This window comes from Marinigracilibium pacificum (assembly GCF_012926615.1).
Classification (GTDB): Bacteria; Bacteroidota; Bacteroidia; order Cytophagales; family Cyclobacteriaceae; genus Mangrovivirga; species Mangrovivirga pacifica.
In genome coordinates this window covers 443490-443962 of sequence record NZ_JABBNU010000004.1, presented here as the reverse complement: position 1 = coordinate 443962, position 473 = coordinate 443490, and positions in this window count along the sequence as shown.

Here is a 473-nt window from a genome sequence, read left to right as displayed (position 1 = left end):
GACTACATAAAAAACGCATAGCTGATCGCCAAAGATAATAGACTCATATTAAAATCAAAAAAGCGGTGGGCTATAGGTTTTGTTAGGTGGCCGTAACGTGGGTATGCGCGCAGGACATCATCCGATATGACTGGCAAAGACCAGGACAAGATGCAGCCTGTTTCATTCTACTTATATCCATTACTTTAAACAGCCTTACTCAGTTCTTATTCGGTGATGAGGTTTAGTGCTAAACATCAATTCCCGGCTCAGACTATCAGAATACTATTCTTCGAATTATAATTAACTGATTCTTAGTAGAATGAATTTTCTCGCGAGACGTGAGCGGTGGGCACATTGGGTTGGTAAGGTTAAATCGGAGAATTATTTATGAGTTTAAACAGGATGTTTATAGCACTAAACATTTATGCCACCTAACGTTCGATGTATGAGTTGGGGCGGATTGTCGTGCCGATTTCGCGTCCGATAGGACA